18 protein-coding genes are annotated in these 25,028 nt (G+C 66.1%); 9 read left to right on the top strand and 9 right to left on the bottom strand.

The window, feature by feature from the left end:
• Nucleotides 1-17 precede the first annotated feature (17 nt).
• Nucleotides 18-1,820, bottom strand: a complete 1,803-nt coding sequence (locus AC56LW_RS09560) for an amidohydrolase (RefSeq protein WP_499633790.1) — start codon at nucleotides 1,818-1,820, stop codon at nucleotides 18-20.
• A gap of 255 nt (nucleotides 1,821-2,075) precedes the next feature.
• Here AC56LW_RS09560 and AC56LW_RS09555 point away from each other — a divergent pair, with 255 nt between their 5' ends.
• From AC56LW_RS09555 to AC56LW_RS09545, 3 genes are all read left to right on the top strand, one after another.
• The gene (locus AC56LW_RS09555) at nucleotides 2,076-3,767 is read left to right on the top strand and encodes a sensor histidine kinase (RefSeq protein WP_499633788.1); all 1,692 of its coding nucleotides are present in this window, start codon (nucleotides 2,076-2,078) and stop codon (nucleotides 3,765-3,767) included.
• 54 nt (nucleotides 3,768-3,821) lie between these two features.
• Complete coding sequence (locus tag AC56LW_RS09550) at nucleotides 3,822-4,454, top strand: response regulator transcription factor (protein WP_499571953.1); 633 nt, start codon at nucleotides 3,822-3,824, stop codon at nucleotides 4,452-4,454.
• A gap of 133 nt (nucleotides 4,455-4,587) precedes the next feature.
• Nucleotides 4,588-5,685 (top strand): porin, encoded by a 1,098-nt coding sequence (locus AC56LW_RS09545; RefSeq protein ID WP_499633787.1) that lies wholly within the window; start codon nucleotides 4,588-4,590, stop codon nucleotides 5,683-5,685.
• A 7-nt stretch (nucleotides 5,686-5,692) separates the two neighbouring features.
• Here AC56LW_RS09545 and AC56LW_RS09540 read toward each other — a convergent pair whose 3' ends face one another.
• The 6 genes from AC56LW_RS09540 to AC56LW_RS09515 form a co-directional block, all read right to left on the bottom strand.
• Nucleotides 5,693-6,316: a response regulator transcription factor gene (locus AC56LW_RS09540; protein ID WP_499633785.1), complete on the bottom strand. Its 624-nt coding sequence runs from the start codon at nucleotides 6,314-6,316 to the stop codon at nucleotides 5,693-5,695.
• Complete coding sequence (locus tag AC56LW_RS09535; protein WP_499633783.1) at nucleotides 6,313-10,974, bottom strand: AAA family ATPase; 4,662 nt, start codon at nucleotides 10,972-10,974, stop codon at nucleotides 6,313-6,315. The genes AC56LW_RS09540 and AC56LW_RS09535 overlap by 4 nt, the downstream gene beginning before the upstream one ends.
• Nucleotides 10,971-11,375 (bottom strand): response regulator transcription factor, encoded by a 405-nt coding sequence (locus AC56LW_RS09530; protein WP_499633781.1) that lies wholly within the window; start codon nucleotides 11,373-11,375, stop codon nucleotides 10,971-10,973. The genes AC56LW_RS09535 and AC56LW_RS09530 overlap by 4 nt, the downstream gene beginning before the upstream one ends.
• Nucleotides 11,376-11,393: 18 nt before the next feature.
• Entirely contained in the window at nucleotides 11,394-11,690 is a 297-nt protein-coding gene (locus AC56LW_RS09525; protein ID WP_499633780.1) for a XapX domain-containing protein, read from the bottom strand.
• Nucleotides 11,691-11,766: 76 nt separating this feature from the next.
• Nucleotides 11,767-12,453: a hydrolase gene (locus AC56LW_RS09520; protein ID WP_499502244.1), complete on the bottom strand. Its 687-nt coding sequence runs from the start codon at nucleotides 12,451-12,453 to the stop codon at nucleotides 11,767-11,769.
• 108 nt (nucleotides 12,454-12,561) lie between these two features.
• Entirely contained in the window at nucleotides 12,562-13,266 is a 705-nt protein-coding gene (locus AC56LW_RS09515) for a YoaK family protein (RefSeq protein WP_499633778.1), read from the bottom strand.
• A 208-nt stretch (nucleotides 13,267-13,474) separates the two neighbouring features.
• Between AC56LW_RS09515 and AC56LW_RS09510 the strand changes: the two genes are divergently transcribed.
• From AC56LW_RS09510 to AC56LW_RS09490, 5 genes are all read left to right on the top strand, one after another.
• Complete coding sequence (locus AC56LW_RS09510; RefSeq protein WP_499633776.1) at nucleotides 13,475-14,101, top strand: response regulator; 627 nt, start codon at nucleotides 13,475-13,477, stop codon at nucleotides 14,099-14,101.
• A gap of 27 nt (nucleotides 14,102-14,128) precedes the next feature.
• Complete coding sequence (locus AC56LW_RS09505; protein WP_499633774.1) at nucleotides 14,129-16,000, top strand: amidohydrolase; 1,872 nt, start codon at nucleotides 14,129-14,131, stop codon at nucleotides 15,998-16,000.
• Between the two features lie 59 nt (nucleotides 16,001-16,059).
• Nucleotides 16,060-16,893 carry an alpha/beta fold hydrolase gene (locus tag AC56LW_RS09500; protein WP_499571936.1) on the top strand — a complete coding sequence of 278 codons (834 nt, stop codon included), beginning with the start codon at nucleotides 16,060-16,062 and terminating at the stop codon, nucleotides 16,891-16,893.
• A 223-nt stretch (nucleotides 16,894-17,116) separates the two neighbouring features.
• On the top strand, nucleotides 17,117-20,071 hold the full coding sequence (locus tag AC56LW_RS09495) for a sensor histidine kinase (RefSeq protein ID WP_499633772.1): 2,955 nt from the start codon (nucleotides 17,117-17,119) through the stop codon (nucleotides 20,069-20,071).
• Nucleotides 20,072-20,218: 147 nt separating this feature from the next.
• Nucleotides 20,219-21,181 (top strand): alpha/beta fold hydrolase, encoded by a 963-nt coding sequence (locus AC56LW_RS09490; protein ID WP_499633770.1) that lies wholly within the window; start codon nucleotides 20,219-20,221, stop codon nucleotides 21,179-21,181.
• Between the two features lie 102 nt (nucleotides 21,182-21,283).
• Here AC56LW_RS09490 and AC56LW_RS09485 read toward each other — a convergent pair whose 3' ends face one another.
• Nucleotides 21,284-21,871 carry a TMEM175 family protein gene (locus AC56LW_RS09485; RefSeq protein WP_499633768.1) on the bottom strand — a complete coding sequence of 196 codons (588 nt, stop codon included), beginning with the start codon at nucleotides 21,869-21,871 and terminating at the stop codon, nucleotides 21,284-21,286.
• A gap of 839 nt (nucleotides 21,872-22,710) precedes the next feature.
• Between AC56LW_RS09485 and AC56LW_RS09480 the strand changes: the two genes are divergently transcribed.
• Nucleotides 22,711-23,721: a tyrosine-type recombinase/integrase gene (locus tag AC56LW_RS09480; protein ID WP_499633766.1), complete on the top strand. Its 1,011-nt coding sequence runs from the start codon at nucleotides 22,711-22,713 to the stop codon at nucleotides 23,719-23,721.
• 10 nt (nucleotides 23,722-23,731) lie between these two features.
• On the opposite strand, the gene AC56LW_RS09475 is transcribed toward AC56LW_RS09480, so the two are convergent.
• Nucleotides 23,732-24,982, bottom strand: coding sequence for an SGNH/GDSL hydrolase family protein (locus tag AC56LW_RS09475; protein WP_499633764.1), 1,251 nt, complete (start codon nucleotides 24,980-24,982; stop codon nucleotides 23,732-23,734).
• Nucleotides 24,983-25,028: the final 46 nt, after the last annotated feature.

Below are 25,028 nucleotides of genomic sequence, written 5' to 3'. Positions count from 1 at the left end.
ACTGCGGCTGCCAGCCTTCAGCGGTTCTGATAGCCGCCGTAGACAGCCACCGGGCTCCACGCCGGCGACACCGGCGGCATTTGCGGATTCAGCGGCGAATAAGGACCGGCGCCGTAGACCACCGTGCCGTTCACCACGGTCAACAGGCTCTCCAGGCGCTTGATGCCTTCCGCCTCCATCGTGAAGTAGTCCTGGGGCAGGACCACGAAGTCGGCATACCGGCCACGCCGAATCGTTCCCTTGAGCTTCTCTTCGCCGCTCATCCAGGCCGAACCCGTGGTCATCAACCTCAGGGCCTGATAGCGGCTTGGTACATCCCTCGCCTGCCAGGTCGACATGCCGCCAGCAGTCTTGCCAGTGGCGGCCCAATACAGCGACGGCCAGGGGTTATAGCTCGACACCCGTGTGCCATCGGTACCCAGGCCGACCGGGATCCTCATGTCCAGCATCTTGCGAATCGGCGGCATCTGGCGCGTCTGCGCGCCATAGCGCTTCCAGTAGCTCTCGCCCTGGAAGTGCATGCGGTCCTGGACTGCGATGCCGCCACCCAGCTTCTTAATGCGCGCCAGCTGGGCGTCGGTGACGGTCTCCGCGTGGTCGACAATGAAGCGCAGCCCGTTCAGCGGCGTTGTCGCGTTGACCTTCTCGATCACCGCCAGGTCGCGGTCGATGCTTTCACCGTAGGTGGCGTGCAGCCGGAACGGCCAGCGCTTCTGCACCAGCAGGCTGACCACCTGCTCCAGCTCGTCCTCCATGTGGGTTGGCAGGTCGGGACGTGGTTCCAGGAAGTTTTCGAAGTCGGCCGCGCTGGCGACCAGGTTCTCGCCCGCACCTTCCGCCGAGAAGCCATTCGGATAGAACATGTGGTCGTTCTTCTTTGGGTGGGTCATGCCGATCCAGCGCTGGAAGTCTTCCAGTTCCTTGCCGGGACGCTGGGCAAACAGGTAGTAGGCGGTGCGCACGGTGAGCTTGCCCTCGCGCGCCAGCCCGATCGTCACGCCATAGTCGTCCGGGTAGTTCTGGAAGCCGCCGCCAGCATCGATGACGCTGGTCACGCCCAGCCTGTTGAGTTCGCGGTAGTAGTGCAGCGTGGAATTGACCTGATCTTCGCGGCTGAGCTTGTTGGTCTTGGCCAGCGTCGAGTACAGGATCAGCGCATTCGGCTTGGCGATCAGGCGCCCTGTCGGATCGCCGTTGGCGTCCAGCTCCACCACGCCATCCTTGTACTTCGTCTCGCTGGTGTAGCCGAGCGTCTCGATGCCTTTCGTGTTCAGGAAGCCCAAGCCGTACAGGTAGAGAACGAAAACCGGCCGATCGGGCACGGCCGCATTGATCTCCTCCAGCGTCGGCAAGCGCTTTTCCTCGAACTGGTACTCGTTCCAGCCACCCACCACCTTCACCCATTCGCCTTCCGGCGTGCGCGCAGCTTGCTCCTTCAGCATGTCGAGCGCGCGCTTGAGCGATGTCACGCCGTCCCAGCGCAGCTCCATGTTGTAGTTCAGGCCTTCGCGGATCACATGGGTGTGGGAATCGTTCAGGCCGGGAATCACGGTGCGCCCGCCGGTGTCGATTACCCGGGTCGTGGCGGTCTTGTGCTTCAGCACAGCGGCATTGCTTCCCGTTGCCAGCACCTTGCCGTCCTTGACCGCGACGGCCTGGACGAACTCGCCCTCGCGGACCATGGTGGCAATCTTGCCGTTGGTGAGGATCAGATCGGCCTGGGCCTGGGCCTGGGCCTGGGCCGCCGCTGCGGCCAGCAGGCCGGAGGCCAGCAACGCCGCATGGACGCCGGTACGACGGGATGGGATGGTGTGGTTCATGGCGCTTCTTTCGTTGGTATCAAGCGAGATGCATGCTTTTCTTACCATAGCAGCGTAGCACCTGGCCGGCCCCTGTCATTTTGCGGGGGCGGACGGCAGCGCAGTCGGCTCTTCGGGCATCCGGGCCCTGCAAAAACACACGCGCATAGAACTATCGTATGAATGATATGTCAACGCAAGCAGCCATAATCAATCGGCGGCGACCTTCTGCGCCCCGCCCCAGATTGTTCACTCGATGAAAGCACGTCCCATCCCATGAACCAGGTTCCACACACTGCCCTGTCAGTCCGGCCCCTGCGTGATCCACACCCACATGCGGCGTCATCTAGCGCAAGCGCGGTCAGCCGCAAGCCCGATGCGGCCTGGCAGCTGGCGGCAATGGTCACGTCGGTCATGGCCAGCCTAGAACAGGCGGCCTGCGAACTGGCATCCATCTGCGAAGATGACGCAGCGCCGGCCTGCGCTGCGCTCTGCCTTGCGAGTACCGGGTTTGCGGCAGGCATGCCCTTGCCGGAACTGGCGGGCCGCCTGGCCCAGGCAAGGCGCCGGCCCGCGGGCGCGCAGGACCGGGCGGAACTGGCCGGCCGCGCCGCGCTGGTGGACATCCTGCTGGTCGGCGACGAGGCGGTGGCATCTACCGCACCCGATGGCGCGATGCTTGAACATCGCTTCGGCCACTGGCTCACCGTCCTGCAAACAGCCTGGTATGCGGGTGCGCAAACCCAAGCCATGAACGCCATCGCCCGCGCCCGCGCCCTCGCCGCTGCACCGCAGCCTCCGGCAGAGCGCATGAGTTTCCACCTGTTCGCTGCGCTGGCCACGTCGCGCAACATGGATGCTGGCGCCGACTGCAAGCCGGACATCCATTGTGCGGAGCTGCGCCGCATGGCCTGGCTGCACCCGGCCAATGCCGCCAGCTTTTCCCTGCTGGCCGATGCGGCGCACGCGCGGCACAACGGCGATGTCCTGGCCGCCTTGCGCGGTTATGAGGCGGCGGCCGACGCGGCCACCGGCCAGGGGCGGCACTGGATGGCTGCCCTGGCCTGGGAAGAAGCGGCGCACCTGACCCATGCTTGCGGCCTGGCCTCGGTCACCAGCCACTTCCGGCAGGCCGCGCTTACCAGCCACGGCCACTGGGGGGCCCACGGCCGGCGTGCCTGCCTGCGGTCACGGTGGGGCCTTGTGGAGTCCGGCCACGCGGGCGAATCGCCCAGTTTGCCGATGGAGGCGCATGCGGTTCAAGCGGCCGGCCTCGGTGAACTCGGCTTGTCGATCGCGCACGAGGTCAACCAGCCGCTGGCGGCAATTTCGCTGCACGCCGCGGCGGCAAGGAAATGGCTGCGCAAGGCTGAGCCGGACATTGACCGCGCCCTTTCATCGATCGCCCTGATCAGCGACGCCGGGCGGCACGCCGGCGAGATCGTGCGCAGCATGCAGCGGCTCGCGGCGCACCGACATAACGATATGGGGCAGGTGAAGGTCGACCAGACCGCGCGCGACGTTCTCCAGCTCCTGCAGCGCCGCATGCGCAAGGAAGGCATCGACGTGAAGGTTGCGCTGGGCCTGGGTGAGACCACGATTCACGCCAATGCCACCCAGCTGCAGCAGGTCATGACCAACCTGCTCGTGAATGCGATCGAGGCGTTGACCGGCTCCAGCGCACCGACCGGACCGAAACAAATCAGTATCGCCACGCGCCCGCATGGCAGCCACGAGGTGGAAGTGCGCATTAGCGACAACGGCCCCGGCGTCCCCTTGCACCACCGCGAGCGCGTGTTCGGTAGTCTGTTCACCACCAAGCCCGGCAGTACCGGCCTGGGACTGGCAATCTGCCTGGCCATCGTGCGCGCACACGGGGGGCGGATCGCCTACGAGCCGGGGCAGCCCCGGGGTGCCTGTTTCCACTTCATTGTTCCCATGCACCCAGGCCGGCTTGACCTGGGCTGAAAGCCGCGCCAGACTGTTATTCGTTTTACAGCTTGCCCACATCGACATGGACACATGAACCATCCCGACCAGCCGATCCGCGTGATGATCGCCGACGACCACCCCATGATGCGTGACGGGATTGCCGCCACCCTGCGCGCCCAGGGCGGCATGGACATCGTCAGCCTGGCCAGCAATGGCGCCGAAGCCATCGCCCAGTTCGCTCGCCATCGGCCGGACGTGACGCTGATGGACCTGCAAATGCCGGTCAAGGATGGGCTCGAGGCGATTGTGGCGATCCGCGCCTTGCATCCCGATGCACGCATCATTGTGCTGACGACCTTCAGCGGTGACGCGCGCGTGATCGCCGCACTGAAGGCGGGTGCCACCGGCTATCTGCTCAAGGACGTGACCGCGGCCGAACTCGCTCATACGGTACGCCACGTCTACCAGGGCGCGAGCGTCATCGCGAAGGTGGCCCAGGATGAGGTTGATGGCCACTTCCCTGCCGACAAGCTGTCTGCGCGCGAACTCGAGGTGCTGCGTCTTGCTGCCAACGGCAATTCCAACCGCATGATCGGCGCCATCCTCACCATCAGCGAACCCACCGTCAAGAGCCACATGAGCACCGTGCTCGTCAAGCTGGGCGCGAGCGACCGCACCCACGCGGTGACCCTGGCCATCAAGCGCGGCTACATCACCCTGTAGCGCCCGTCCGCCTTGCACGCAGTGCGACCCCGTCATTCGGCAGGGTCGCGCTGCGCGGCGCCGCCGTAGGATAGACGTGACGGACCTTGCAGCCATGGTCCGCAGCTATTCATCACCACGGCATCGATCGACCATGAAAACACGACTTCTCCCGGCAGGCATACTCGCCATTCTTCCCTTTTGCCTTGGCTCGGCCGCCCGGGACCAGTCCGACACGGTCCAGATGTACGGGCGCCTCAATCTCGGCCTGGAATCGGCGCAAGCTGGCCGCTCGCCCCCTGCCGCAGCGCGCCTGACGCGGCTGGCGAACTACCGCTCGGTGATCGGGCTGCGCGGCAACGCCCCGCTCGGCGACACCCTGCATCTGATCTGGCAGGTCGAGGGCGCGGTTGCGCCCGACACCGGCACCGGCGCCCTCGCCTCGCGCAACACCCGTGTCGGCCTCGAAAGCCGCTGGGGTACCCTGTTTGCCGGCAACTGGACCACGCCCTACAATGCCTCGACCGCCGATCTCGATCCCTTCTACGTGACGACGGCGGGCTACATGAGCATCATGGGCAACGGCGCTGCGCCCAGCAGCGACAACCTTTCCGATATCAGTTCCTTCGATCGGCGCCAGCAGAACAGCCTGCATTACTGGACGCCGGCCTGGCGGGGCCTGTCGCTACGCCTGGCGCACGGCTTCAGCGAGGAGCGCCCCGCAGGCGGCGCCCGCCCGGCGCTGGAGTCGGCAGCCCTGCTGCTGGAGCGCGGACGGCTGTACGTGGCACTGGCGCATGAACGCCATCGCGACTACCACGGGCCGGCCCGCGATGACCGTGGCACCAGGCTGGCGCTGGCCTATCGCGTCGGCCCGACGCGCCTGGCGCTGGTCGGCGAACGCCTGGATTACCGCACCAAGAGCGGCGCGCTGCGACGCGACGCCTGGTACATGTCCGCGACCCGGCAGGTTGGCCAGCATACCCTGAGCCTCGGCGTGGCAAAAGCGCAGGACGGCAAGGGCACAGCGAGGGAACGGATCGGCTTCGTCAGCGCAGGACCTGACACCGGCGCGGTGCACGCCACCATTGGCTATGAGCTGGCCCTGTCGCGTCGCACCACCTTGTTCGCCTTCCACACGCGTCTGCACAACGATGATCGCGGAACCGTCGACTTTGCCATCAACGGGCTGGATCCGGTCGCAGGCGCCCACCTGCGCGGCACCGCGCTCGGCATCAGGCACGCATTCTGAGGCCGTACTAGCGGCTGCGCGCCCTTGCGATCTGAAGCCGCTCGGCGTAGCGCACCAGGTCGGGCAAGGAGCGCGCGCCCATCTTGTCCATCACCTTGCGCTTGTGGGTCTTGGCCATGATTTCGCTGACGCCCAGGGCGTCGGCCACCTGCTTGTTCAGCAGACCTCCGATGACCAGCTCCATGGTTTCGCGCTCGCGCGGGGTCAGGCTCGACAGGCGCTGGCGCAGTTGCGACGTTTCCCGGCGCGCCGCCAGGTTCGCCTCGTCGGTGCGCAGGCCGTCACGCACCGCGCGCAGAAGTTCGTCCGGTGCGACCGGCTTGGTGAGAAACTCGATGGCGCCGGCCTTCATCGCCTGCACCGTCATCGGAATCGAGCCGAAGCCGGTCATGAAGATGATGGGCATGTCGCTGCCCTGGCGCGCCATTTCAGCGGCGACCTCCAGGCCACCCAGCTCGGGCATCTTCATGTCGCAGACCAGGCAGGCCGCCGTATCCGGGCGCGCTGCCCCGATGAACGCCGTACCGGCTGCGAACCCGCGCGCCTCGAAACCCTCGGCCGCAAGCAGGTTCAGGATCGACGCGCGCACCGCGTCGTCGTCGTCCACCACGAATACCATTGGCGCCGTCATGGCGAATCTCCTTTCAGGTCGGCCGTCAATGGCAGGATGAAGACCAGGTGACAGCCATGCGGTGCGCGCGGCTGCGCCCGGATGCTGCCACCATGGGCTTCGATGATCGATCGGCATACTGCCAGGCCCATGCCGATCGCCCCGGGCTTGGTGCTGACAAACGGCTCGAACATGGCTTCCAGCCCTGCCTCGCAGCCGCCAACGCCGTTGTCCGACACCTGGACCTCGACGCCGTCCCGGACGCAGACGGTCGCCACCTGCAGGATCCGTTCACGGCCCGTGGTGGCGGCCATCGCCTCGATCGCATTGCCCAGCAGGTTGGCCAGTACCTGCTGCAACTGTACCGCGTCGACCTCGATGCGGTCCGGATCGGCTGCCAGGTCAAGCATCACCCTGATTTCATGGCGGTCCAGCTCGCCGCGCGCGAGCGCGAGGGCATCCCGTATCATCGCATGCAAGTGGGCCGGGTGGAATACGGGGCTTTGGTGTCCCAGCGCCTGCAGGGTCTGGATGATCCTGCCGGCGCGCTGGCTCTGGCCGACGATGTCGTGCAGCAGGCCGCCCAGCTTATCGAGCGCCGGCGTGTCGCGCTGCAGCCAGCGCAGGCCGGCGCCTGCATTGCTCGAGATCGACATCAGCGGCTGGTTCACCTCGTGCGCGATCGCAGCCGTCAGCTGGCCAACCGTGGTCAGCCTGGCGCCGCGCACCAGTTCCTCCTGGGCCCGCTGCAGCGAAGCCTCCTCCGTCTTCCGGCGCGTGACGTCGCTGACGGTACCGACGTAGATGTCGGTCTCGTTGTCGGCCATCGGCTGCCCGATGACGGACAGGTGGCGGATTTCCCCCTTGGCCCCCGTGATCCGGTGCTCGAAACGAAACGCCTTGCGGGCGGCGGAGGCTTCGCCCAGCAGGTGCGCGGCGCCGGCGCGGTCGCCCGGATGGATACGTGCCATCAGGGCGTCAAAGGCAATCCACGTCACCTCGGGATCGAGGCCGAAGATACGGCGGAACTCGGGGGAACAGTTGACCACGGCGTCCTCGATTTCCCAGGTCCAGCTCCCGCTCTGGTTGATCCCTTCCCCCAGCAGCAGGGTCGCGCGGCTTTCCCGCAAGGCGCGCTCGGCCTGGCGCCGCTCGCGGTTTTCCTGCAGCAGCTCGGCATACAGGTTCGCATTCTCGAGCGATACGGCCGCCTGCGCCGCCAGCAGCGACAGCAACTGGGTATGCTCGCCGGTAAAGCCGCTGGACGACAGGCGGTTCTCGAGATACAGCATGCCGACCAGTTGCGATCGCTTGATCATGGGAATCGCGATCGCAGCGCAGCGCGGGTGAGTGCGCAGGTAGGGATCGAGCGCATGGCCGGGAGGGCGCTGGCTGTCGCTGACGCTGACCGCCGTGCGCGAGCGCAAGGCGGTATGGATGAGCGTGAGTGGAAGATCCAGTTCGCCCGGCGTCGCCTGAGTCATGTCGATGTCGATGTCGACGCCGTCGGCGCCGAGGCGCGCGCTGGCCTGGACCTGCAGCCGGTCGCCGTCGCGCCGCAGGAGCACGCCGCGCTGGGCGCTCGCATATTCCAGTGCAATGCTCATCAAGGCCTTGACCAGTGGCGCCGGGTGAATCTCTTCCGACAGGGCGCGCGTCGCACGAATGACGCCGTCGATGTCGCGGATCGCCCCGGTGGCGCCGGGCGGGCCCAAAGGGGCCGCGCCGCCCGACCCCGGACAGGCAGCCTCGAGTCGGGCCACCTTGCCGAGTGCGCCCCAGCGGCGGTAGGCCGCGCACGCGTCGCTGGCGTGCGCGCTCGCCGCAGTGGCCAGGCCCCCGTGCCGGGCCAGCCGCGCAGCACATTCGTGCGCGATTCCTTCGATGTGCGTGCTGCCGCCCTCCTTCGCCAGCGCCGCCGCGTGTTCGTAGGCCGCGAGCGCGGCCATGGCCTCGCCGCTGCGGTCGAGGACGGCGGCATGGGCCAATGCCAGCTTGTCGGCGAAGCCGCGCGGATAGCCGGCGGCCCAGGATGCAAGCTGCGCGACATGCGCATCAACACGTGCACGGACGCCAGCGTCGCCAGCATCGCCAGCGGCCAGGCCAGGCGCGCGGCACAAGGCAAGGATGCTGAACAGGTGGTAGTCGGCCTGGTGCAGGTGCGCTGGCGCCGACCAAGCGAGCAACCCGGCCTGCTCCAGGCAGAACAGGGCCTGCGCGTCATCGCCATCCAGGTAATCGAGCATGCCGATGTAGAGCCAGTGCCAGAAGCGCAGCGTCGACATGGATTCGGCAAAGCCGTTGCCGGGCTGCTCGTGCCGGCACAGCAGCGCCGTTCGCTCGCTGCCGCCCGCCTGGACCGTCCTCAGGCAGTCCACGACATCGCGCTGCACGCACAGGATCGCTTCCACATCCGCAAAGCCGACCTGAGTGACGAAGGCCAGCGCGCGTTCGATTTCCTCGCGCACCGCCTCGAGCCGGTCGCCTCGCGCCAGCAGGATGCAGGTCCGATGGCAGGCTTCGAAGCAAGCGATCGTGAAGTCTCCCTGCGCGCGCGCGGCTTCGAAGCCGGCCTGGGCGCAATCGAGCGAAAAGTCCAGCGGCTGGGTCCAGACGCTGGCCTGGTCGAGCGCCAATAGCACTTGCGCCTCGTGCGAAACGTAGCCATGCCGCCCGATCAGCTCGCGCGCCTGCTGCGCATAAGCGAAGCCGTCGTCAAACGCGCGGTAGCGCTCGCATACAACGACGCCGAGCCAGGCGAGCGACACGGCCGATGCCGGCGTCATGCCATGCCGCAGGGTCAGTTCCAGCATGTGGCACAGCTGCATGAACAGCAGGTTCAACGACGTGAAGGCGGCAGGCACCAGCAGGCTGGCCAGCAGCGAGACCACGATCCGGGCCTCGGGATCCGTCAGCGGCGCCAGGTTGCCCAGCCCGTCCAGCCTCGCGCGCAGCGCGGCGTAGGCCCAGTCGCAGGCGTGCTCCGACGGTTCCAGGGGAATGGCGATCCCGAATCCGCGCAGGGCGTCGAGCGCGATGGTGCTCGCCTCACGGTAGCGGCCGCGCCGCACCTCCAGCTCGACCGCGAGGCACTGTACTTGGGCCTGGACGAACCGGTCCGGCACCGTCGCCAGCAGCTTGCGCACCAGGGCAGCGCAGTCGTCCAGCTGGCCGGTCAGGAAGCGGCCATGGGCCAGTTCGAGCTCAATGTCGAGGGCGAGCGCGGCGCCCGGTACGGACGCCGGCACCCGCGTCAGCAGCTCCAGGGCCTGCAGCTGGTAGCCGCAGGCCGCAGTGTAGGCGCAGGCGCGGCGCGCGAGCCGGCCTGCGCGCAACGCCAGCGTTGCCAGTTCGACCGCCTGCGCGGCCGGTACCAGGGCGGCGGCGTGCGCCAGGTGATCGACCCCATGAAACAAGGTACGGTCCTGGCCGTCGAGTCGCGCGCGCGCCAGCAGCACGAGAGCTGCCGCGTAGTGCAGCCGGGTGCGGCGGGAAGGCTCGAGCATGGCGCAGGCCGCCTCCTGCAGGCGGTCATGCGTGAAGACGAAGCTCCCGCCGCGCCGTGCCAGCACATCGGCGCGCAAGGCTGGCGCGAGCATGTCGTCGAGCGCCTCCGGCTCGGCGCCGGAGACGTCGCACAGCAGGGCCGGATCGGCCGCCCGTCCCAGCACAGCGATCGTGCCGAGCAGTTCATGCAGTTGCTGTGGCAGCTGGATCAGGCCCTGCAGGGCCAGGCCCAGCATATTGTCCGTGAAGGGGCGCCGCCATATCCCGTCGAAGTCGAACTGCCAGCCCGTCTCCCCGAAGTGCGCCAGGCCACCGTCGGTCAACCCCTGCAGGAACTGCCGCACGAAATACGGGTGCCCGCCCGTTTTGTGATGCACCAGGCCGCCAAGCTGTTCCAGCTGCGGCTGCGCGCCCTCGAAGGTATCGGCCAGCATCTGCCCCAGTTCTGTCACTGACAGGGTCTCGACCGCCAGCTCGCGGTAGTAGGCGGCGCGCGCGGCCAGGCGCCGGCCCAGGCCGGCGGCCTCTCCAAGGGTACTGCCGGCACGCGAGCGGGTCCCGATCAGGAGCATCACCGGCAGCCCGGCGGCCAATCCGACCACCTGCTCGAGCAGCGTGGCCGCGGCGGGGTCGAGCCAATGGGCGTTATCGATCACGATAACAAGCGGGCGCTCGGCGCTGGCGAAGGCACGCAACAGCTGCAGGACCGCCGCCGCCAACCGGCCGCCGCCATCCAGGGAAGCCTGGGGCGGTTGCCGCGTCGCCGCTTCCAGCAACAGGGCGAGTTCCGGCACCAGCGCAAGCGTCAGCTCGGGATCCGTCACAGCGGCGCCGATGCGGCCGCGCCAGTGTGCTACCGCGGCTTCGCTCTGCCCGAGGATGTCCGTCACCAGCGCGCGCATCCCGTCCACCAGTGCCGCATAGGGTGCGTCTCCCCCGTATTGGTCGGCCCGGGCGCTGATCACCGTCGCATCGCACAGAGAGGGGTCGGCCAGGAAACGCGCCAGCAGCGCCGACTTGCCGATGCCCGAGGGGCCGTGCACGACCGACACCCCGAAGGTGCGCTCGCTGCGCACCCGGCCGAAGTCCGCAGCCAGCTGGGCCAGCTGCCACTCCCGGCCATACAATCCGGACAGGTCGTGCGCGGCAGGCGGATCGGGCGACGCCGTCATCCGGGTCGCTTGCGGGTGCTGAGGGCACATTCGATGTGCTCGAACAGCAGGTCGGGGTCGACCGGTTTGCGCAGCAGCGCGATCGCGCCAGCGCGGGCCGCGCGCAGTTCCATGTCGCGGTCGCTGTGACCGCTCAGGAACAGCAAGGGAATGGCCAGGCCCATGGCGGCGAAGCGCTCCCGGGTCGTGAAGCCGTTGATGCCGCGCAGCTTGACGTCGAGCAGGACAAGGTCGATGTCGGGCAAGTGCGGCGATGCGAGGAAGCTTTCGCCGGACTCGAACAGGAATGTCGCGTAGCCGTCCGCCTGCAGCAGGTTGGCCATGGCCTGGCGTACCGCGGCGTCGTCGTCGACCACGCAGATGCGCGCCGGTGCTGCATCGTCACTCGCTTGCTGGTTCATACCGTTGCCCGTCCCGCTTCACGCTTGTGGCTCGCCTGTCGTCGGCGCATCAGCGCGACCCGTGGGCGTTCCAGCGTCGGTGGGGCTGGCGGGAATGCCGGTGATCTGGGCCACGCAATGCGTGCGCAGCCAGCTCGCCGTGATCGGTTCCCTGGCGAGCATGCGCTTGACCAGCGGGACCGACTGCTCGCCGATCAGCATGCCGAGCAAGCCGACCAGGGCAACAACCGGCGGCGCCGGCGAGCGCACCTGCAGCAGCGCATAGATCAGGCCGACCAGCAGGCCGGCTGCCAACGCCACGACATAGATTTTCATGGGATCCTCCATAAAATGAACGGCAAGGCGGCACGGCGCCACCGTGCCGGCCCTGCCGGATTGCCGCGCTGACGGATTATTTGGCGGGCACCGGTGCCAGCGTTTCGTGGCTGCCGGTGATGCGCTGCGGCGCCTTGTGCACCATCGTGTAGGCGTAATCCACGCCCATGCCGTAGGCGCCGGAATGCTCACGCACGATCGCCATCACGTCATTGTAGGTGTCGCGGTGCGCCCAGTCGCGCTGCCACTCGAGCAGCACCTGCTGCCAGGTGACCGGCACGGCGCCGGCCTGCACCATGCGCAGCATCGCGAAGTCGTGGGCGTCCTTCGAGGTGCCACCCGACGCGTCGGCCACCATGTAGATCTCGTACTCGCCTTCCAGCATGGCGCACAGGGCGAACGTGGTGTTGCAGACTTCGGTCCACAAGCCAGCGACAATCACCTTTTTCCGGCCGTTGCTGGCCAGGGCGTCGCGCACCTTCTGGTCGTCCCACGAGTTCATCGATGAGCGTTCAAGAATCTCCTTGCCCGGGAAGACGTCAAGCAGCTCCGGGTAGGTATGGCCGGAGAAGCTTTCGGTCTCCACCGTGGTGATGATGGTCGGGATATTGAAGGCCCTGGCGGCCTTGGCCAGCCCGACCACGTTGTTCTTCAGGACCTGGCGGTCGATCGACTGCACGCCGAAGGCCATCTGCGGCTGGTGATCGATGAAGATCAGCTGGGAGTTTTGCGGGGTCAGGACTTCGAGTTTCGGGTTGGGCATGATGTTCTCCATGTCGTTGCTGGGGCGGCTCATCGTGGTGTGGGCCGCAATGGTGGGAATCGTACGACGCGGCTTCCCCTGGAACCAGTATCCAAAGGTATACCTGCCTTACGGTGGGGTCGTCCGCTCCTGCACCGGCATTGCCGGCGTTTCGCTCGCCGTCAGGCCGAGCAGGATCAGGACGGGGAGTACCAGCGCGGCAAAGCCGAACCGGTGGAACGCGAAGGCCGCGACGACGCAGCCGATGGCGAACGCCGCCAGGGGCCAGATGAACTTGGCACACCGGCCTTTCAGGCCCGGATCGTTGGCCCCGCGAGCGGCGTCTGTCAGGTCGATGACGATCTGGGTGACGTTTCCGGTCATCATGGAAGTCGGTGCCAGGTGGGCCAGCAGCAGACGGCTGGTGGCGCTGTGCGCCCCCATTCCCGCGGTGCCCAGCAGGCCCGCCGCCATCGCCAGCCACCCGGCGTGCCCGCCGATCGGGGTGGCCGCGATGCCGCAGGCCATGAAGCCCGACAGCAGCACGACCTGCAGCAGCAAGGCCGGGCGCAGCGCGGCACCGCCGCGCCGCTCGACCGCGACAATCAGCAGGCGCGCCATGACGACGCCGACGATGAAGGCCGGGAAAGCCAGGAACTTCAGCAGCACCATCTCGCGGCCGGGGTCGGCCAGCGCGGCGCCGATCATGATGAAATTGCCGGTCACGTGGGCGGTGAACAGGCCAAACAGGGCGAGAAAGCCCAGCGTGTCGACATAGCCGGCCAGGAAGCCGAGCGCCAAACCCTGCGTGCGGTGATGTGTTGGTTCGCTCATGCGACTCTCCAGGTTGGGTGGTGGATGGACGGCAATCGATCCTTCACCGGCCACCGCTGCCCGACATCGTAGGCAACCGGGGTACGTCGCGCCCATCCCATTTGGCCAGTTTTACGACCTGCCCCTCCTATCCATTGGTATAGCTAGACCGTCATGGCGACCACGCCGACAATGCGGCCATCAGACTACGGACAGCGGAGCATCCAGCATGGACAAGTCCCCAATTTCACTGGTCATCGCCGACGACCACCCCCTCATCCTGGCCGGTCTTGCCAGCCTTATCGAATCCGAGCCGGACCTGGCGCTGCTCGGCCAGGGCGCCAGCGCGGCCGAGGCGGTTGCGCTGTATGAGCGCCTGCGCCCGGACGTGATGCTGGTCGACCTGAACATGCCGGGCGGCGGCCTCGAAGCCATCATCGCGACCCGCAGGATGCATCCGGACGCGAGAATCGTGATGCTCACCAGTTACGAAGGCGATGAGAACGTGCACCGCGCACTGCAGGCGGGGGCGGCGGGTTACCTGCTCAAGCAGGCCGGCTTCGAGGAGATCGTGCGCTGCGTGCGCCAGGTCGTGGAACAGCGCCGCTATCTGCCGGCGCTGCTGGCGGACAAGCTGGCGCTGCGCATCCACACCAGCCCGCTGTCGCGGCGCGAGCTGGACATCCTGGCCCACCTGAGTGCGGGCAAGAGCAACAAACTGATCGCACGCGACGCGGGAATTGGCGTGGGCACCGTGAAATACCACGTCAACAACATCCTGTCGAAGCTGAACGTATCGTGCCGCACCGAGGCTGCATCCGTGGCGCAGCAACGCGGCCTGCTGCACGCCTTCTAGACTATCCAGGAACAGGGACCACCCATCATGAACCAATCCACCAGCACCGCCGCCAAGACCGCCCCACTGATCCTGTTCAACGGCTGCTTTCACACGGTTGACCGCCAGAACCCCCAGGCCAGCGCAGTGGCGATTCAGGACGGCAGATTCCTGGCAGTGGGCGATACGGACGAGGTGATGCGCCATCGCCAGCCGGACAGCCAGGTGATCGACCTCAATGGCCGCACCGTGATTCCCGGCCTGAACGACTCGCACATCCACCTGATCCGCGGTGGACTGAACTACAACCTGGAGCTGCGCTGGGAAGGCGTGCCCTCGCTTGCCGACGCGCTGCGCATGCTCAAGGCGCAGGCCGAGCGTACCCCGCATCCCCAGTGGGTACGCGTGGTGGGCGGCTGGAACGAGTTCCAGTTTTCCGAAAAGCGCATGCCAACGATCGAAGAGATCAACCGCGCCGCGCCGGACACGCCGGTGTTCGTGCTGCACCTGTACGACCGCGCCCTGCTCAACCGCGCCGCCCTGCGCGCGGTAGGCTACGACAAGGACACGCCCAATCCGCCGGGCGGCGAAATCGTGCGCGATGCGGCCGGCAACCCGACCGGCATGCTGATCGCGCGCCCGAACGCCATGATTCTGTACGCCACCCTGGCCAAGGGCCCGACCCTGCCGCTTGACCAGCAGGTCAATTCGACACGCCAGTTCATGCGCGAACTGAACCGCCTGGGCGTGACCAGCGTGATCGATGCCGGCGGCGGCTTCCAGAACTACCCCGAAGATTATGCCGTCGTCGATGCGCTGGCCAAAGATGAGCAGCTGACGGTGCGGATCGCCTACAACCTGTTCACCCAGAACAAGGGTCAGGAGCTGGGCGACTTCGAACGCTGGACCGCGCTCGTCAAGCCGGGCGACGGCAGCGACTTCTACCGCCACAACGGCGCCGGCGAGATGCTGGTGTTTTCGGCCGCAGACTTCGAAGATTTTCTGCAGCCACGCCCCGACCTGGCCGAAGGCATGGAGGCCGAACTCGAAAAAGTGGTGCGTCACCTGGTGCAGCAGCGCTGGCCGTTCCGCCTGCACGCCACCTACGATGAATCGATTTCGCGCATGCTGGACGTGTTCGAGAAAGTCGACCGCGACATCCCCTTCGCCGGCTTGTCCTGGTTCTTCGACCACGCCGAGACGATCACCCCCCGCAACATCGACCGCGTCAAGGCCCTGGGCGGCGGCATCGCCATTCAGCACCGCATGGCCTTCCAGGGTGAATTTTTTGTCGAGCGCTACGGTGCTGACGCAGCCAGGGCCACGCCGCCCATCACCCGCATGCTGGAGACCGGCGTGCCGGTCGGCGCCGGTACCGACGCGACCCGCGTGGCCAGCTACAACCCGTGGACCGCGCTGTACTGGCTGGTATCAGGCCGCACTGTCGGCGGCCTGCGCCTCTACGATGCGGCGCAGCGCCTGCCGCGCGAGACCGCGCTCGCGCTGTGGACCAGCGGCAGCGCGTGGTTTTCGAGCGAGACCGGCAAGAAAGGCTGCATCCGCGAAGGCATGCTGGCAGACCTCGCGGTACTCTCCAGCGACTTTTTCCGCGTGGAGGAAGAATCGATCAAGGACATCGAGTCGGTGCTGACCGTGGTCGGCGGCAAGATCGTCTACGGCCAGTCTGAATTCAGTTCGATCGCGCCACCGCCGATTCCCGTGCTGCCCGACTGGTCGCCCGTGAACACCGTGCCGGGCCACCACCGGAAAGCGACGCCGGTTGCCGCACTGCCCCACCAGTGCCGCGGTGCCTGCGGCGTGCATGTTCACGCCCACGACCGGGCGCGCAGATCAAACGTGCCGGTGTCGGACTTCGCCGGATTCTGGGGTGCCTTCGGCTGCAGCTGCTTCGCCTTCTGAGCGTTTTACCGCCAACCCGGCGCCGCCGGCATCGCGCCATCCTCCTGAAAGGAAACACCATGAGCCATACCATCAATACCGTGACCACCCACGACGGCACCATCATCTACTTCACCGACTGGGGCCACGGTACCCCGGTGGTGTTCAGCCACGGCTGGCCGCTGAACGGCGACGCCTGGGAAAACCAGATGATGTTCCTGGCCGAGCACGGCTACCGGGTGATCGCGCATGACCGCCGCGGCCATGGGCGCTCGAGCAAGGCCTGGCACGGCAACGACATGAACACGTACGCCGACGACCTGGCGGCACTGCTCGAAACGCTCGACATCACCGGCGCCACCCTGGTCGGCCACTCCACCGGCGGCGGCGAAGTGGCGCGCTACATCGGACGCCATGGCACCAGCCGTGTCGCCAAGGCAGTGCTGGTGGGCGCGGTCACGCCCCAGATGATCGTCTCGGCTGCGAATCCGGACGGCGTGCCGATGTCGGTGTTCGACGGCATCCGCGACGGCGTCAAGACCGACCGTGCCCAGTACTTCCTTGATCTGGCGGTGCCGTTCTTCGGCTTCAACCGTCCCGGCGCCAAGACTTCCGACGGCCAGCTGCAGACCTTTCTGATCCAGGGCCTGCAATGCAGCCTGAAGAGCGCCTATGCCTGTATCAAGCAGTTCTCCGAGACCGATTTCACGGAAGACCTGAAGAAAATGACGGTGCCGACCCTGGTGGTGCACGGCGACGACGACCAGATCGTCCCGCTGGCCAGCACCGCACGCCGCGCCGTCGAGCTGCTGCCGCAGGGCCGCCTGTCGGTATATGAAGGTGCAGGTCATGCGCTGCCGGTGACCCACAAGGACCAGCTGAACGCCGAACTGCTGGCGTTCCTGCGCAGCTGATATGCCTGGCGCTCCCGCCTGAGGCGGGAGCGCTGAGCGTCAACCACACCGGGCGTCGGCCGCTGCAGTCGCGCGGCCCCTACTCGCCACTGGCTCTTTCGTCTCGCTTGATTTAGTATCCCATTCACTTCAGGTCAGACAATCTCAACGCAAATTGGTTACAAGCGCACTCATTTCACCCGGCGCATGGCTGCGCGCCGTATCCTCCATTCTGGCCGTCGCCATGCTTGCGCCGTCCGTTGCGGCGGTCGAGACGCGCTCGCCTGCACCGAACCTGCGCGACTACCACCACACGCGCTGGACCGCCGAGGAAGGCGCGCCGCAAGCGATCCGCGCAATGGCGCAGACCTCCGACGGCTGGCTCTGGCTCGGCACCATGGACGGTTTGTACCGGTTCGACGGTGTGCAGTTCTCGCGCTATCCACTTCCGCCCGGCCTGGGCCTGAACCGCAACATGATCCGCTATCTGCACGCCGGCAGCCGCGGCGAGTTGTATATTGGCCGGGCCGCCGAAGGCATGTCGGTGCTGCATCCCGACGGCCGTTTGCAGGACTTGCCGCCAACGCCCGGGCCGGGCGCCATGATCGACATCCTGTCGGCCGATGCCGATGGCAGCGTGTGGATGGTCAGCAAGGGGGTGTATCGCCTGGAAGGAAATCGCTGGCTGGCCATCCAGTCTGGCGCGGACTGGGACGCACTCGATGTACGTGGCTTCCTCCTGGACGGGCAAGGCCAGCTCTGGATCAGCAGGGATAACAGTATCTGGCAACTCGACCCGCAGACCCGCCGCTTCGTGCGCATTCTGGACACAGGGGGCGACCTGCTGCGCGCGCCCGACGGCAGGCTGTGGCTGATCTCCGGCGAAGGCGAAATGCGCTTGCTTCCGGCCGGCGCCTCGCCCGGTCGCCGCACTGTCCCGCGCTCCCCGGAGGCGCTCGGTACCGGTCAATTCTCCGACGACGGCGCCCTGTGGGTGCTCGACTGCCCCGGGCCGCCGTGCGTGGTGCCAGGCGCCGCACGCCATGCCGCTCCCGGATACAAGGTGGGGCGGCCAAGCGCCGCGCCAGCCGACGCGACGATCCGGATGTCGGGAAAAACCCTGACCTCGATCCTGGTGGATCGCGAAGGCGCGACCTGGGTCACGTCTGAAGGCGGCATCGACCGGTTTCGCCCGAAGCGGGTAGTTCCCACTGAACTGGAAGGAGAAGGCGTTGTCTACAGTACGGTGGCCGATGGCGCTGGACGGATGTGGGCCGCGAATGCAGTGACGGGCAAGATGTGGCAGTTGCTGCCCGAGCGCGCCGTGCCAGTAGAACCTCGGCATCCGGTCACGGTACTGGGCCGGGACCCGGCCGGCGCCCTGCTGCTGGGCGGAAAACGCAGCATTTGGCGTCACCATGCGGATGGTGCGGCGGAGATACCACTGCCCCTGGGGGCAGACGGGAAGCCGATGGACCGGCGGCTGTTCGGTATCCTGGACGACGGCAAGGTGTTGTGGACAGCAGCAGCCGATATCGGATTGATCGGCTGGCGCGATGGGAAATGGCAACCTGGCAGGAACTTCAATCTGCCGCCCAAGATTTACCAGTCGGCCCTGGCCGGGCCCGGGCAGATGTGGCTGGCTACCGGAAACGGTGAGCTGTTCCATTACGACCTCGCGACCGATGCCACCCGCCCGCCCATCGATATCCGTGCCCTTGGCATGACTGCGGCGATCTTTCCGGAGACGGATCTCGTGCTCAGTGGGGACAACGGCACCGGTGTCGTACAGGGCGGCGTTCTGCGCATGCTGCACGCTGCTGACCCGAGCGTCCTGCGCAATGTTTCAGGCTTTGTCGTCACAGGCGACGGTGACCGCTGGTTGAACGGCGCCGCTGGACTGGTCCATGTGACAGCTGCAAACTGGAAGCGCAGCATCGACAATCCCGGTCTGCCGCTGAATTATGACGTCTTCGATGCCCTGGACGGCTATCCCGGCCGCGCCGTCATCGAAAGTCGCTGGCGCAGCGCATGGACCGTGGACGGCCGCACGCTCTGGCTGGTGGCGACCGGAGGCGTGATGCGGGTCGACAGCGCGAACCTGAAGCGTAACCACGTTGCGCCGACACCATTGATCTTGTCCCTATCAAGCGACAAGGCCGTGTTCACCCCCGGATCGCCCGGCTGGAACGCGGCGATCCTGCCAGCGGGAACCGAACGTTTGCGTGTCGACTTCACCGCGCCCTCGTTGCGCATGCCGGAGCGTGTGCGTTTCGAGTATCTGTTGGAAGGGATCGATTCGGTGTGGCAAGACGCCGGCACACGCCGCACGACGTCGTACACCAATGTGAAGCCCGGAAATTATGTATTCCGCCTGCACGCCATCAACGAAGACGGCAAGCGCAGCGCGACGCAGGCGGTGCTGCGCTTTACGGTCGAACCGACAATTTGGCAGACAACGTGGTTCAAACTGTTCGGTATGGCGCTGATCGGTGCCCTGCTGTTCCTGGCCTATCGCTACCGCGTGCGCTATCTGACACGGCGCGTGGCCGAGCGCATGCACGTGAAGATGGCCGAGCGCGAACGCATTGCACGCACCTTGCACGATACCTTCCTGCAGACGGTCCAGAGCCTGGTATTTCGTGTGGATGCGATCGCTGCGGGTTTGCCCAAGGACGCGGGGGCGCGCGGCGAGATCGAACAAGTGCTCGGCCATGCCCGCCGGGCGCTCGGCGAGGGGCGCGAACAGCTGCAAGAGTTGCGTTCAGTCGGCAGCGAACAACCCGAGGACCTGCTGGAGGACAGCATTGCCGCGTTGCGGGAAGCACATCCGGGCATTGCCATCGCCCTGCGGTCCAGCGGCCTTCGGCGCCGCCTTGCTGTCGGGACCGGCGCAGAAGTGGCCGCCATCGCCCAGGAAGCGCTGCACAACGCCTGTGTCCATGCCGCCGCTTCCCATGTTGAAGCACGCCTGGAGTACCAGCCCGAGCGGCTGGTACTGACCATCAGCGACGATGGACGGGGCATCGACGCAGCGGTGTTGCACAAGGGCGCCGCGGACGGCCGCTGGGGCCTGGTCGGCATGCGCGAGCGTGCCGATCGCATCGGCGGCACGCTGGAACTCGAATCGGGCAGCGACGCAGGCGCAGGCGCAGTCGTCAGACTGACGGTTCCCGCCGTACGGGCCTATGCCGGTTAACGACCGGCCATCGGGACTGCCCGTATCGTTCGGCCAGTCCCGACGGCCTGGCCTTCTGGCCGGGTGCAGGCAAGGCACGATTCTTTAGACTGGAGACAGCCCTGGGCTTGCGAGCACAGGCTTCTGTCCAACCTGAAAGGATCCACCATGTCGAACCAAGCTACCCTGTCGCGCCGCAGCCTGCTGGCGGGCGCCGCATCCGGCGCCATCGGCGCCGGCCTCGCGGTGGCCGGCAACGCTGCCGCCGCGACCAAGCCACAACGTCCGTCCACACCGGGCGGGCGCGCCGGCAACTACCTGACCGTCGAAGACGGCACTGTCATCCACTACAAGGACTGGGGCAGCGGCCAGCCAGTGGTGTTCAGCCATGGGTGGCCGCTGCAGGGCGATGCCTGGGAAGACCAGATGTTTTTCCTGGCCGCGCGGGGCTACCGGGTGATCGCGCACGACCGCCGCGGCCACGGCCTGTCGAGCCAGCCGTGGAACGGCAACGACATGGACCACTACGCGGACGACCTGGCGGCACTGATCCGGCACCTCGACCTGAAGAACGCGGTGCTGGTCGGTCATTCGACTGGCGGCGGCGAAGTCGCACACTACATCGGTCGCCATGGCAATCAACGCGTGGCCAAGGCGGTGCTGGTGGGCGCGGTCCCGCCGCAGATGGTCCGGTCGGCCACGAACCCGGGCGGCCTGCCGATGGACGTGTTCGACGGCATCCGCAAGTCAGTGGTGGAAGACCGCTCGCAGTTCTTCATGGACCTGACGATGCCCTTCTACGGCTATAACCGCCCGGGCGCCAAGGTCTCGCAGGGCGTGCGCGACACCTTCCGGACGCAGGGCATGCAGTGCGGCCTGAAGAACGCCTACGATTGCATCAAGCAGTTCTCGGAGACCGACTTCACCGCCGACCTGAAAAAGATCGACGTACCAACCCTGATCGTGCATGGTTCGGACGACCAGATCGTCCCGATCGACGCCTCCGGCAAGGCGGCGGCGAAGCTGGTGAAGAACGCGACCCTGCTGGTCTATGAAGGCGCGCCGCACGGCCTGCCGACCACCCACAAGCACCGCCTCAACGCGGACCTGCTGGCCTTCATCAAGGCCTGACGCGCCTCAGCCCCCTGCGCCGGCTTCCCGGACGGGGGCCGGTGCGGCCTGGCCTGTTCCGTAGAGACCCGGGTTTCCACGTGGTCGAGCATGGCGCTCTCCTTATCTGTCTCGGGTCTCTGCCATGTCTCCCGCTTCCGTGGCCCGCGGGCGAACGTCCGGCTTGAGCCAAATAAGTGCGAGCAGCATATGCACCAGCGCACCTGCCAGCGTGGACCAGAGCGACAACAGGACGGCCAGTGCATACATCAGCACCGAAAAGCGGTTCTTGCGGCTGGCCCAGGCGGTGCCTGCAGCGCCGCTACCGCGCTGCAGGCACCACGACAACAGCGTGAAGGCCAGCGCGCAGTTCATTAGAATCACGCCATACAGTGCCACCGGTACCGGATCCATCGGGTGCTGGCCGGCCCACGCCGTCACGTAGGGAATCAGCGACATCCAGAACAGCAGGTGCAGGTTGGCCCACAGCGCCGGCGCGTCGATGCGCCGCACCCGGTCCAGCAGCGCATGGTGGTTGACCCAGTAGATACCGACGTAGACAAAGCTGAGCAGGTAGCGCGCCAGGGCCGGCCCGGCATCGACGATGGCAGCCAGGCTGCTGGATGCGGGCGCATGCAGCTCGAGCACCATGATCGTGATGATGATGGCGATGACGCCGTCGCTGAATGCCTCGGTGCGGTTCTTGTCCATGCCGCCACCTTAGCGCGGAACACGGCGCGCTTCCCCTATCAAGGGATAGTGGTGACGGCCGGCGCGTACGACCTCGGCCCACCACGAATGCTGCCTTCTCCGGGTGCATTGGACCAACAGAAGTACAGCGACAGTTTTCGTAATTGCTGGAGTTCCGGTTTACTGGGGGTCGTGGAGCGCCTAACCCGGTGAAGAAGTCCGCGACCCTGTGCTGCCGACTACGTCGTACTCAGTCAACAGGAATTGCAGTACGGCCAAGGTAATGATCACACCCGACTCGACGAAGATTCCGACGTTATAGCCTTCTGGCAGCACTGACGACAAGATTGCGCGAAGACACATGTACGCGATCACCAGGTAATGTGTCGCCTTGCGCTTGATGCGCAGTGTCGTCATGCATGTCGGGCACGTGACGGTACTGTCGAGCGTAGTCGATAACGTCGAGGAAGCGGAAATGGCGTGATCGTGACATTGAGGACATTGGAACATACTTCCTCCCGGTTAAATGATCGCGTGCTTCGGTTTGATGGTATCTCAAAAAATTCCCCTTAACCTCACAGAAAGTCACGCGTAGCCAGATAAGCTACTTTCCGGTCCCTCCTCCTGCATCAGCGTGTCTGGACTGACCTGGCTGTTCCGAAGTCGATCGCATCAGTCTTCCGGGGTGCTGCCTCCCCCAACCGGATAAGACAGGATCAAACCTCCCCTCTGTAGACTGCCTTTTAGTTGCTGTCTCAAATGTAGTCGAATAGCGTGATATGGTAGCTTTGCTCGAATCATATGTTGGTTAGTTACCTTTTTATGGTACTCTACAGCTTCGTCATCCAACCTGATCTTCCATGCTCACACCAACTTCATGGGACCGTGATCCCATCCAGGCATTCAGGCAATTCGTCGCCACGACAGCATTCGCCGAAACCGGCCGTCGCCTGCCTGCCGATGGCACGCTGCGCATTCCGTCAGCGGCATCGGCCAAGATCTACAACTTCATGTTCGCCAATGTGGCAGGCTGGATGTTCGAGAATGGCCTCACCTTCTCCACAGTGACCCACACTGACCTGGCCCGTTTCATCGGCCGCACCACCAAGGGAAAGCTCATCCTGAACAGCAAGATCGCCTACCGCTACCTGCGCCTGCTGGAGCGCTGCTACGAGCACCTGGACGTCAACCCCAACCCTGCGCAGCTGGCCATCCTCCACATCGACCGTGCCCATATGACCCGCGATGAAGCCGGCCGTACATTGTCCGACGAGCAGTTGGTGCGGTTCTTTGCGGCCTTGCCAGCCGAAGCGCCCAAGCGCCGTACCAGCACCCCGTTCGAGGGCTGGAAGCGTCGACGCGACCGTGCCATGCAGGTCGTCATCGCGCTGGCTGGCTTGCGCGTGTCGGAAGCGATCGGCTTGCTGATGTCCGAGATCGGCCGCCAGCAGGCGCTCGACGGCTCGATCGTGCTGACGATCACGCCGGACGAAAAGCATGACACCAGCCACGAACACACGATCACCCTCCCCCGCGACGGCGCCGATGAGCTGCTGCCGTGGCTTGCCGAGCGCGAGACGCTGGCCATCCCTGGCCAGTTCGTCTTCCCGGCCAATGCTGCCGGCGCCAGGATGACGAGAAAAACGGTCTACGTGCAGATGCGCGCGACATTCGAGCGCGCCGGGATGGATCTGGCGCGCTCCGGCGGGCGGACGCTGCGCAACACGTTCGCCAAGCAACAACTCGACAACGGCGCGAGTCCTGACGACCTCAAGGACGTCCTCGGCCTGGCGCTCGAGCGCTCTGCGGCCGATTACAAGCTCACGCGCGTCAAGCCGGATCCGGGCGAACACACCGACGACAAGGGCTGATCCGACCGGCTCACTCTGTCCGGGCCGACGCAGCCTCACGACGAGCGCCCGGATCACGCGCAACGATGGCGCCAATATCAATGGCATCGGCCATTCTCCGGTACCCGGCATCGCCCGGATGCAGATGGTCGCCCGAATCGAACGCTGCCTGCATGCGCTGCGGTCGCGCTGGATCGCGCAGCACAGCGTCGAAGTCGACCACCGCATCGAATATGCCAGCGCCACGAATCCAGTCGTTCAAGCGCATGCGCAATGCCTCTTTCTGCGGGCTGTAATGCCCGGCAAACGGTGTCCCCTCCAGCGCCCCCTCGAACGGTGGCAGCGTGCCCACCGTGATCCGGATTCCCCTGGCCTGCGCGACAAGCGCAAGCTGGCGAAAGCCCGCCGTCAGTTCGTCGGGCGTCACCATCGGTTCAGCCGGCGCGAATGGACTGCCAGGCCAGCCGATATCGTTGATACCCAGCAGGACAATCACGTCCGCCACCCCGGGCTGACCCAGCACATCGTGGTCAAACCGGGCCAGCGCGCTGTCGCCCATGCCGTCTTTCAGCAACCGCGCGCCGGAAATGCCGGCATTGGCCACGGCGATGCCATGCGGCGCCAGTCGGCGCGCGAGGAAATCGGGCCAGCGCTGATCCGCATCCGGCGTCGACCCATTGCCGTCGGTAATGGAGTCGCCCAGCGCCACCACGGTGCGGCCACCCGGTAATGCATCGACCAGTACGGCACTGAGAAACAGGCGCCCTTCCACCCGCGCCGCCTTCGAGAAATCGGCCGCCTGCCTGGCGTTGCCGGCAGCGATGCTGATACGTTGCGACGCGCCCCAGTGAAACCCGGTGATGGCGGTGCGCCGTGGCAGATAGGTCGTGACCTGCAGCAGCGCCAGCGGCTTGACGGGCAATGTGATCGGGTCACTCGTGACCGTCGTGCCAGGCGGGATCATCACATGCCGCATGCCTTCGAACGTCACCGCCCGCGTCATCACGCTGACCGCGCCGATGTCGAGCGGGACTTTGCCGTAACGGTTGGTGAAGACCAGTTTGATGCGATCTCCGCCAGCACTGATGCGAACGTACTCACGTACGGTTTCATCTTCCAGAAATGCAGGGACGTTCGTCGGCAAGACGAACGTGCTGTCCCAGCCTGGTTGGGATGCTGCATACCAGGACGTCACCCAGTTCGTGCGTACTTCTCCTGCCAGCGCGTTGCCTGCGAGGGTGATTGCGATCCAGATCGCTGCGGTGTGAAAGTGATGGTTCATGGGATCCCTTATAAATGATGGGCCCACGGTAGGTCATTCGGATATC

This window comes from Telluria sp. LT2P80 (assembly GCF_059685955.1).
This window is presented reverse-complemented; position numbering and strand designations above follow the sequence as displayed.

Excerpts from the sequence above, each read along its gene's own strand:
- AC56LW_RS09530 (WP_499633781.1), bottom strand. The coding sequence starts at position 11,375 with ATGAACCAGCAAGCGAGTGACGATGCAGCACCGGCGCGCATCTGCGTG.
- AC56LW_RS09525 (WP_499633780.1), bottom strand. The coding sequence starts at position 11,690 with ATGAAAATCTATGTCGTGGCGTTGGCAGCCGGCCTGCTGGTCGGCCTG.
- AC56LW_RS09480 (WP_499633766.1), top strand. The coding sequence starts at position 22,711 with ATGCTCACACCAACTTCATGGGACCGTGATCCCATCCAGGCATTCAGG.
- AC56LW_RS09555 (WP_499633788.1), top strand. The coding sequence starts at position 2,076 with ATGAACCAGGTTCCACACACTGCCCTGTCAGTCCGGCCCCTGCGTGAT.
- AC56LW_RS09510 (WP_499633776.1), top strand. The coding sequence starts at position 13,475 with ATGGACAAGTCCCCAATTTCACTGGTCATCGCCGACGACCACCCCCTC.
- AC56LW_RS09560 (WP_499633790.1), bottom strand. The coding sequence starts at position 1,820 with ATGAACCACACCATCCCATCCCGTCGTACCGGCGTCCATGCGGCGTTG.
- AC56LW_RS09520 (WP_499502244.1), bottom strand. The coding sequence starts at position 12,453 with ATGCCCAACCCGAAACTCGAAGTCCTGACCCCGCAAAACTCCCAGCTG.
- AC56LW_RS09485 (WP_499633768.1), bottom strand. The coding sequence starts at position 21,871 with ATGGACAAGAACCGCACCGAGGCATTCAGCGACGGCGTCATCGCCATC.
- AC56LW_RS09505 (WP_499633774.1), top strand. The coding sequence starts at position 14,129 with ATGAACCAATCCACCAGCACCGCCGCCAAGACCGCCCCACTGATCCTG.
- AC56LW_RS09500 (WP_499571936.1), top strand. The coding sequence starts at position 16,060 with ATGAGCCATACCATCAATACCGTGACCACCCACGACGGCACCATCATC.
- AC56LW_RS09515 (WP_499633778.1), bottom strand. The coding sequence starts at position 13,266 with ATGAGCGAACCAACACATCACCGCACGCAGGGTTTGGCGCTCGGCTTC.
- AC56LW_RS09475 (WP_499633764.1), bottom strand. The coding sequence starts at position 24,982 with ATGAACCATCACTTTCACACCGCAGCGATCTGGATCGCAATCACCCTC.
- AC56LW_RS09550 (WP_499571953.1), top strand. The coding sequence starts at position 3,822 with ATGAACCATCCCGACCAGCCGATCCGCGTGATGATCGCCGACGACCAC.
- AC56LW_RS09545 (WP_499633787.1), top strand. The coding sequence starts at position 4,588 with ATGAAAACACGACTTCTCCCGGCAGGCATACTCGCCATTCTTCCCTTT.
- AC56LW_RS09495 (WP_499633772.1), top strand. The coding sequence starts at position 17,117 with ATGCTTGCGCCGTCCGTTGCGGCGGTCGAGACGCGCTCGCCTGCACCG.
- AC56LW_RS09490 (WP_499633770.1), top strand. The coding sequence starts at position 20,219 with ATGTCGAACCAAGCTACCCTGTCGCGCCGCAGCCTGCTGGCGGGCGCC.
- AC56LW_RS09535 (WP_499633783.1), bottom strand. The coding sequence starts at position 10,974 with ATGACGGCGTCGCCCGATCCGCCTGCCGCGCACGACCTGTCCGGATTG.
- AC56LW_RS09540 (WP_499633785.1), bottom strand. The coding sequence starts at position 6,316 with ATGACGGCGCCAATGGTATTCGTGGTGGACGACGACGACGCGGTGCGC.